An 8,861-nucleotide genomic window follows, 5' to 3' on the forward strand; every position below is an offset into this window, starting at 1 on the left:
GCGGGCATAATCTTTATCCCGGGTTTTATGAATAAATTTTTTCATCTGACGTCGTTCACTTCGGGGAATTGGTGCTATGATTCGCATCACTCAGTCCATTTTGGGATTTTTTTGATTTGGCGATTAATCAGATCGCAAAAATTGGACTGAGTTCCCTCCAAGTGATCTGCTATTTTGCAAGCTTATTTAAAATGCCACTTTCTGATGGATTAGTTACTTAAAGGTAGTATTATAATTGAGATTGTATCTTGCATACGTACAGTTATTACGAAATTTCATCTTAAAGAAGGGACTTATATGAAGGTTTCCACACTTGTCGCATCAGTTACTTTGGCTGGCTTTTGCTTTGTTGCAAACGCCTCTACTCTTGATAATGTTGTAGTTTATTCTACAGAGAAATCTAACGGCTCTATGTCAGTGGGTAGCAAAAATGCTTACACTAAATCCTTCGAAGTTGCAGTAGCGAACTTATCCGGTAAGGATATTGATTTGTCAAAGCTTTGTTTGAAAGCTTACTCACCTGATAAAAAAGAATTTAGGCTGGATACGGTTGATGAAGAGCTGAATCAGGGCACACTGAAAGCGGGTAAATCCGTCAAAGGCATTGCCGTGTTTGCTTCTGAAAATGACGTAGTTCATAAAGCCGCTCTTATTAAAATTTCTGATAATTGCAAGTAACCAGATAAAGCAGCCTTCCTGGCTGCTTTATCTGGATTAGCTTTTCAGGCTCGCTCTGAACTCTTAAGGAAACTTAAGTGATGCTAAAACAGTGCTTCCATTTCTGACAATATCTGTATACTCCATTGATTCAAACGCTCATCAGTCTCTTCAAACTGGTTCACATCATCCAGAGCAAGGCCGACAAACTGTTTGCCATCTTCCGTCAATGGCTTCGGACTGGTGAATTCATAACCTTCAGTCGGCCAGAAACCGATAAACTGCACGCCCGTAAGAAGTAAATGGTGATACAGCATTCCTAGAGCATCCAGAAACCATTCGCTGTAATCAATTTGATCGCCCATGCCATACATGGCAACAATTTTCCCTGTCAAATTCAGTGATGGAAGTTGATCCCAAATAGCCAGCCAATCTTCCTGTATTTCACCGAAATCCCATGTAGGAATGCCGAGGATCAAGACAGAATATTCTTCCATCAATTTAGGATCACAATCTTTGACGTTGTGTAGGTCGATCAGATCCTCACCAAGAATATCGCGTATTTTTTCTGCTACCATTTCAGTATAACAAGTGGTAGAGCCGTAAAAGAGACCAATTTTCATCATTATTTATCAGAGAATTTCTAATATGAGAGGGGGTATTGTAACAGAAGAATTGCTTTTTCAGGCATAATAGCCGATCGGAAGGCGCAGATATAAAGGAGGGCTTGTGCCAAGCAAACACGTATTAAAAACTGATGTATCGGAACAGAGCCCATCGGCTAATCCCCTGATAGAACAATTTTTGGATACGATCTGGCTGGAAAAAGATCTGGCAGAAAACACATTGGCTTCTTATCGGCTTGATTTACAATCTTTGAATAATTGGCTGGTGTATGGTGGCTATGATTTGCTTTCTGTACAGTCTATCGAACTACAATCATTTTTGGCTGAACGGGTAGATGGCGGTTATAAAGCCAGTAGCTCTGCGCGTTTGTTGAGTGCCATGCGCAGATTGTTTCAATATCTCTATCGTGAAAAAATGCGGACGGATGATCCAACCGCGCTGTTATCTGCCCCCAAATTACCTAAGCGCTTACCAAAAGATTTAAGCGAAAAACAGGTTGAAGATTTGCTAAACGCGCCCTCGACTGAGCAACCAATAGAACTGCGGGATAAAGCGATGCTTGAAGTGCTTTATGCCTGTGGATTACGCGTATCTGAATTGGTTGGATTAACATTATCAGATGTGAGCTTACGTCAGGGCGTTGTCAGGATCATAGGTAAGGGGAACAAAGAAAGATTAGTTCCTTTAGGTGAAGAAGCTCTCTACTGGCTGGAGCAATATCTAGAGTATGGACGCCCATGGTTATTGAATGGCATAGTTTCCGATGTGTTTTTTCCCAGTAAACGGGGAACACAGATGACGCGCCAGACTTTCTGGCATCGGATCAAACATTATGCTGTATTGGCTGGTATTGATTCCGAGCGTTTATCCCCACACGTTTTACGCCATGCTTTTGCAACACATTTAATCAATCATGGCGCTGACTTACGGGTTGTGCAGATGTTACTCGGACACAGTGATCTCTCCACAACACAAATTTATACACATGTGGCAACTGAACGTCTTAAAGTGCTGCATCAACAACATCATCCTCGCGGATAACAATTCATAAATGGCCGTTCATTGAGCACTGTTTATGAATAGTTTGCGAAGAAAGGTGCAAAAAGGAACAAAGTAATGAAGAAAATTGCGTTTTGTCTTTCCTTAATACTAACTGCTTTTGCTAACAATACTTTTGCTGACGACAGCATGATTAATAACTCATTGTCAAAAATGGGACTTAAGGCAGAAAGTATCACGCCATCACATATTACCGGGGTAAGTACTGCTTTAACCCCGCATGGGACTCTTTACATATCCAATGACGGTAAATATCTGTTCCAGGGGCCACTTTACGATCTCAGTGGAAAAGTACCAAAACAAGTGATTAATCAGGCTTTGGTAAAAAAACTGGAAGCCTTGAAAGATCAAATGATCATTTATAAGGCTCCAAAAGAAAAACATGTCGTGACTGTATTTACAGACATTACTTGTGGATATTGCCGTAAGTTACATGAAAATATTAAGAAATATAATGATGAGGGAATAACTATCCGTTATCTGGCATTCCCTCGTCATGGTCTGCAACACCAATCAGCGAAAGATATGCAATCTATTTGGTGCAGTGCGAAGCCTGCTAAGGCATTGGATGATGCTTTTAAAGACGAGAAAATTTCACCTATTGAAAGTTGTAAAAAGGATATTGCCAAACATTATGAGCTCGGCTTACAGTTTGGTGTCAGTGGAACACCAGCTATGATACTCAAAGATGGCAGTATGATTAGTGGTTTTATGCCGCCAAAAGATTTAGCTGACGCATTAGCGCAGCATGCTGAATAACCATCCAACCGATCCTGATTTAGTGAATAACAGGTAGTGAATTAAGCCCAGTGAATAGAAAAACACAACTCCGCCGCCGCCCAGCGGCGGATGATAGCCACCTTCCCGATAGTATCCATCCGTTATTACGCCGCTTATATGCTACACGTGGTATACGCCAGGCTGATGAGTTAGAACGCGGAGCGAAAGGGTTACTTAATTATCAATCTCTCAATGGCATTGAAGAGGCTGTTTCCTTGCTTATTACAGCATTGCACCAACATTGGCGCATTGTTGTTGTCGGTGATTTTGATGCTGATGGAGCAACCAGTACCGCATTAAGCATCCGTGCATTATGTGCAATGGGATATCGGAATCTAGATTATTTTGTGCCTAATCGTTTTGACGATGGTTATGGATTAAGTGTGCAGGTCGTGAATGATGTCGCCAGAAAAGGGACTGATCTGATCATTACCGTCGATAATGGGATCTCTTCCCATGAGGGTGTTACGGCAGCACATCAGTACGGTATTAAAGTGATCATCACAGATCACCATTTGCCGGGGGAAACACTGCCAGCCGCAGATGCCATTATTAACCCCAATCTGGTGGATTGCTCCTTTCCTTCAAAAGCATTGGCCGGTGTTGGTGTTGCTTTTTACCTGATGTCCGCACTCAGAGCGGAACTACGTAAAATAGGGTGGTTTGAGCAACAGGGTATCCCTTTGCCGAATCTGGCAGAATTGCTTGATTTGGTGGCATTGGGAACAGTAGCAGATGTCGTTCCTCTCGATACCAACAACCGTATTCTGGTGTATCAGGGATTGAACCGGATCCGGGCAGGGCGCTGTTGTGCCGGTATTCGTGCATTACTGGATGTTTCCAAACGGGAATCAGGAAAGCTGGTTGCCAGTGATTTGGGATTCTCCCTGGGCCCACGGTTAAATGCAGCAGGGCGACTGGATGATATGTCCGTTGGCGTCGCATTGCTGTTGACTGATGATATTGTACAGGCACGACAAATTGCCTGTGAATTAGATGGATTGAACCAAACTCGCCGTGAAATTGAACAGGGTATGCAGCAGGAAGCCTTGCAGATCTGTGACCAAATTGAACGTACTCATACTGAATTACCTTACGGGCTGGCTATTTATCATCCTGAATGGCATCAGGGAGTTGTGGGCATTTTAGCATCTCGTATTAAAGAACGTTTTCATCGTCCGGTTATCGCTTTCGCTCCTGCGGGAGACGGAACACTAAAAGGTTCAGGTCGTTCCGTCAATGGGCTCCATATGCGAGATGCCCTTGAGCGCCTTGAAACCTTATATCCGGGATTAATGCTGAAATTTGGTGGCCATGCTATGGCAGCCGGGTTATCGATTGAGCAGGATAAATTCGGCCAGTTTCAGCGCCGTTTCTCTGAACTGGTGGCAGACTGGCTGGATGTCGCTCAACTTGAAGGTGTTATCTGGAGTGATGGTGAACTGACATTAAAAGAGTTGTCACTGGAAGTTGCTGAGATCCTGCGGGATGGAGGTCCTTGGGGGCAGGCATTTTCTGAGCCGGTATTTGACGGTAAATTTAAGCTCCTGCAACAGAGGATTGTTGGTGAAAATCATCTGAAAGTCATGCTTGAACCGTTAAACGGAGGGCCGATGTTGGATGGTATTGCGTTTAACATCGATACAAAATTCTGGCCAGATAACAGCGTTAAGACGGTGGAACTGGCTTATAAACTGGATATCAACGAATTTCGCGGTAACCGTGATGTTCAGCTTTTAATCCAGCACATCTGGCCTCACTGAATTGGCCTTACTGGCTGAGTCGATCAATTGGCTAAGGTAGTGTGATTAACCATCTATCCATTGCCACATAATCACGTATGATTATGTGGCAAGTCACTTGAAATGCTATAAACCCTTTGCCAGATCCGTTACAATACGCGGTTCGAAAATATCCATACGATCATCTTTCTGTAAAAAACATCGTTTTTTATAAAAACACAACGTATAAGACACGAAATATGTTTGAAATTAATCCGGTAAAAAACCATATTCAGAACCTGTCTGAGCGGACAGCAGTTCTGAGGGGGTATCTTTGACTATGATGCCAAGAAAGAACGTTTAGAAGAAGTCAATGCTGAATTGGAACAGCCTGATGTCTGGAATGAACCGGAACGGGCACAGGCGTTGGGTAAAGAGCGTTCATCGCTGGAAGGCATTGTAGAAACGATTGATCAGCTTGAGCAAGGCTTAGAAGATGTAAACGGCTTGTTGGAACTGGCCATTGAAGCTGATGATGAAGAAACTTTCAATGAAGCGGTAGCTGAATTGGAACAATTGGAAGAAAAATTAGGCCAGCTTGAATTCCGTCGCATGTTCTCTGGCCAATATGACAGTGCAAACTGTTATTTGGATCTACAGGCAGGTTCTGGTGGTACGGAAGCACAGGACTGGGCGAGTATGTTGATGCGCATGTATTTGCGTTGGGCGGAATCCAAAGGCTTTAAGACCGAAATTATTGAAGAATCTGATGGCGATGTTGCCGGTCTGAAATCTGCTACCATCAAAATTATCGGTGAATATGCCTACGGTTGGTTACGTACAGAAACCGGCGTACATCGTCTGGTACGTAAAAGCCCGTTTGATTCTGGTGGTCGCCGCCATACATCATTCAGCTCAGCCTTTATTTACCCGGAAGTTGACGATGACATTGATATCGAAATCAATCCTGCTGATTTGCGTATCGACGTATACCGTGCCTCTGGTGCGGGTGGTCAGCATGTCAACAAAACCGAATCTGCGGTGCGTATTACTCACGTACCGACAGGTATTGTTACTCAGTGCCAGACAGACCGCTCTCAGCATAAAAACAAAGATCAGGCGATGAAACAGTTGAAAGCTAAACTGTACGAGCTGGAAATGCAGAAGAAAAATGCTGATAAACAGGCTATGGAAGAGAACAAATCGGATATCGGTTGGGGTAGTCAAATCCGCTCTTATGTTTTGGATGATTCCCGCATTAAAGACTTGCGTACAGGTGTTGAGACCCGCAATACGCAGTCTGTGCTGGATGGTGATTTGGACAAATTCATTGAAGCAAGCTTAAAAGCTGGCCTATGAGGAACTAAAATGTCACAACAACAGCAGGGGGCTGAACAGGCTCCTGATTTAAATAACGAACTGAAAACACGCCGTGAAAAACTGGCTACACTGCGCAGCAACGGTATTGCATTCCCGAATGATTTTCGTCGTGAAAACATTTCTGAAGATCTGCATGCAAAATACGATGACAAGACTCAGGAAGAGCTGGAAGCACTGAACATTGAAGTGACTATTGCAGGTCGTATGATGACCCGCCGTATCATGGGTAAGGCATCTTTTGCGACCTTGCAGGATATGGGCGGCCGTATTCAGATCTACGTTTCCCGTGACGATCTGCCGGAAGGCATTTATAACGAGCAGTTCAAAAAATGGGACTTAGGTGACATTTTAGGTGCACGCGGTAAATTATTTAAAACCAAAACCGGCGAGCTTTCTATTCATTGTAGTGAACTGCGTTTACTGACTAAGGCATTACGCCCATTGCCGGATAAATTCCACGGTCTGGCGGATCAGGAAACCCGTTACCGCCAGCGTTATCTGGATCTGATCTCGAATGATGAATCGCGTAAGGCATTCCAGATCCGTTCCCGTGTGATGTCTGCGTTGCGTAATTTCATGATCAGCAAAAACTTCATGGAAGTTGAAACGCCGATGATGCAGGCGATCCCTGGCGGAGCGAGTGCGCGTCCATTTATTACTCACCACAATGCGCTGGATATCGACATGTATCTGCGTATAGCGCCAGAGCTTTACCTGAAACGTCTGGTGGTGGGTGGTTTTGAACGTGTGTTCGAAATCAACCGTAACTTCCGAAATGAAGGCGTTTCACCACGTCATAATCCAGAGTTCACCATGATGGAGCTCTACATGGCCTATGCTGATTATCAGGATTTGATCGTTCTGACTGAAGAATTGTTCCGCACACTGACTCAGGAAGTGTTGGGTACGACGTTGGTCAAATACGGCGAACAAGAGTTCGATTTTGGCAAACCTTTCGTGAAAATGACCATGAAAGAAGCAATTTGCAAATACCGCCCGGAAACCAACGTTGCGGATCTGGATGATATGGTTAAAGCTGTTGCTATCGCTGAATCTCTTGGTATTGAAGTTGAAAAAGGTTGGGGATTAGGCCGTGTTCAGTGTGAAATTTTTGAAGAAACTGCGGAAAGCCATCTGATTCAGCCGACATTTATTACTGAATATCCGGCAGAAATTTCTCCACTGGCGCGTCGTAATGACGATAATCCATTCATTACTGACCGTTTTGAATTCTTCATTGGTGGACGTGAAATCGGTAATGGTTTCTCCGAGCTAAACGACGCAGAAGATCAGGCAGAACGTTTTGCAGAGCAGGTTCGTCAGAAAGACGAAGGTGATGACGAAGCCATGTTCTACGATGATGACTACGTAACTGCATTGGAACACGGCATGCCGCCAACAGCGGGTTTGGGTATTGGTATCGACCGTATGGTGATGTTGTTCACTAATAGCCATACCATTCGTGACGTGATCTTATTCCCGGCTATGCGTCCGAATAAATAATCGTTTTTTGATTAAAATCAATAAATAACGCCCTGCTCAGTTTGTTGAGCGGGGCGTTTTTGCAGTGAGGAAAATAAAAAGTGAGGAAAAGGCAAGCGTAGCGTGTCAGTAAGCGCCCCGGCGGCAAAGTCGATATCACTGACCTGTAACCGCTGGACTTCTGAACGCCGGAGGCCTGTACTCCATAACGTTTCCATCATGGCGCGATCCCGTACCCTCAGCGGGTGATTGTCCCCGGTCAGGGCTAAAACCTGCCGGGTTTCCTGCTCATTCAGCATGCCCCACGGCAGACGCCGCTCCTGCCGCGGCAACTCCAGCCCCTGCGCCGGGTTGTACAGCAGGTGCTGCCGCTTCGCCAGCCAGCTGAACAGATTACGCAGGTGGGTCAGCTTTTTCGCGATGGTGCTGCCCGTGAGGGGCTGACCCCGCCAGTTCTTCCGGGCTGACAGTCCCCGCTGCCAGCTTTCCAGCTGGGGAAAGCTCACCTGTTGTGCCCGGGTTATCCCCCGTTCGTCACACCAGCGCGCGAACTGCATCAGATCGCTTCTGCAGTGCTGCCGGGTTTGCCGTGTGTAGCGCAGGGCGTCGAGGTGTTCAAGGTAGTCCTCGATATGTTGTCTGAGTGTTGTCGATGCCATGAGAAGCTCCTTTCTGTCTGTGCAAGAAGACGGTTACGATGGGTTAAATGAAGGTGCCGGGAACCGTGTTTTTTACGCTAACCCGACCGCTTTGCTTTGACGTCTTGCGGTGTCTGTCTTTGCGGGGATGTTGCTATGCCGACCGCCTGCCGACTGACCCCCGACCCGCGGGCGACTGCTTATCCATTTACCCCGACCGGAGTAAGTCATACCTGTCCTGTCACGGTACGATAAGGCCGCACAGGTGCGCGGTGTTGCTGTCGTCACCGTCAAACAGCAGTTCATAGGCGAACGTCAGCCCGCGCTTGTGCAGCAGCAGGTATTCCATTTCGACCAGCCGCGAGAGATGGAGCTTGAGCTGGGTATCGCCCCACTGCACCGCATCACGCAACTGTTTGCGGGTAAAAATCCTCTCATGGCGAGCCTGACCGCTGTCCCGTATCCAGTCCTGTATCAACAGCAACAGCTTGCGCGTCTGTGGCGGCATTTCGTCCAG

9 protein-coding genes and 1 pseudogene are annotated in these 8,861 nt (G+C 45.7%); 6 read left to right on the plus strand and 4 right to left on the minus strand.

The features are described 5' to 3' along the window. The first annotated feature begins 297 nt into the window (after positions 1-297). A complete protein-coding gene (locus AAC147_RS12920; protein ID WP_047681670.1) occupies positions 298-678 on the plus strand; it encodes a DUF4354 family protein in 381 nt (126 codons plus the stop codon). Between the two features lie 83 nt (positions 679-761). Here the strand turns inward: AAC147_RS12920 and fldB are convergent, their stop codons facing one another. After that, complete coding sequence (fldB, locus tag AAC147_RS12925) at positions 762-1,280, minus strand: flavodoxin FldB (protein ID WP_047681673.1); 519 nt, start codon at positions 1,278-1,280, stop codon at positions 762-764. A gap of 106 nt (positions 1,281-1,386) precedes the next feature. Here fldB and xerD point away from each other — a divergent pair, with 106 nt between their 5' ends. From xerD to lysS, 5 genes are all read left to right on the plus strand, one after another. Beyond that, positions 1,387-2,325, plus strand: a complete 939-nt coding sequence (xerD, locus tag AAC147_RS12930; RefSeq protein WP_052189545.1) for a site-specific tyrosine recombinase XerD — start codon at positions 1,387-1,389, stop codon at positions 2,323-2,325. A gap of 75 nt (positions 2,326-2,400) precedes the next feature. Further along, entirely contained in the window at positions 2,401-3,102 is a 702-nt protein-coding gene (gene dsbC, locus AAC147_RS12935; protein WP_047681676.1) for a bifunctional protein-disulfide isomerase/oxidoreductase DsbC, read from the plus strand. Positions 3,103-3,152: 50 nt separating this feature from the next. After that, positions 3,153-4,886: a single-stranded-DNA-specific exonuclease RecJ gene (gene recJ, locus AAC147_RS12940; RefSeq protein WP_047681679.1), complete on the plus strand. Its 1,734-nt coding sequence runs from the start codon at positions 3,153-3,155 to the stop codon at positions 4,884-4,886. 218 nt (positions 4,887-5,104) lie between these two features. After that, positions 5,105-6,203 (plus strand): peptide chain release factor 2 gene (prfB, locus tag AAC147_RS12945; protein WP_156115361.1). Its coding sequence is split into 2 segments (ribosomal slippage): positions 5,105-5,179 and positions 5,181-6,203, totalling 1,098 coding nucleotides; the frame shifts between segments, so codons are not numbered across the junction. Between the two features lie 9 nt (positions 6,204-6,212). Then, on the plus strand, positions 6,213-7,727 hold the full coding sequence (lysS, locus tag AAC147_RS12950) for a lysine--tRNA ligase (RefSeq protein WP_047681682.1): 1,515 nt from the start codon (positions 6,213-6,215) through the stop codon (positions 7,725-7,727). A 17-nt stretch (positions 7,728-7,744) separates the two neighbouring features. Here the strand turns inward: lysS and AAC147_RS12955 are convergent, their stop codons facing one another. The 3 genes and pseudogenes from AAC147_RS12955 to AAC147_RS12965 all read right to left on the minus strand — a co-directional run. Continuing rightward, complete coding sequence (locus tag AAC147_RS12955; RefSeq protein ID WP_052189547.1) at positions 7,745-8,365, minus strand: tyrosine-type recombinase/integrase; 621 nt, start codon at positions 8,363-8,365, stop codon at positions 7,745-7,747. 72 nt (positions 8,366-8,437) lie between these two features. Beyond that, the gene (locus AAC147_RS12960; protein WP_156115362.1) at positions 8,438-8,632 is read right to left on the minus strand and encodes a hypothetical protein; all 195 of its coding nucleotides are present in this window, start codon (positions 8,630-8,632) and stop codon (positions 8,438-8,440) included. Continuing rightward, positions 8,586-8,861 (minus strand): annotated as a pseudogene (locus AAC147_RS12965) (DNA primase); the annotation flags it as partial. The gene AAC147_RS12960 and the pseudogene AAC147_RS12965, both read right to left, overlap by 47 nt.

It is taken from the genome of Xenorhabdus sp. NBAII XenSa04 (genome assembly GCF_963866145.1).
GTDB lineage: Bacteria > Pseudomonadota > Gammaproteobacteria > Enterobacterales > Enterobacteriaceae > Xenorhabdus > Xenorhabdus indica.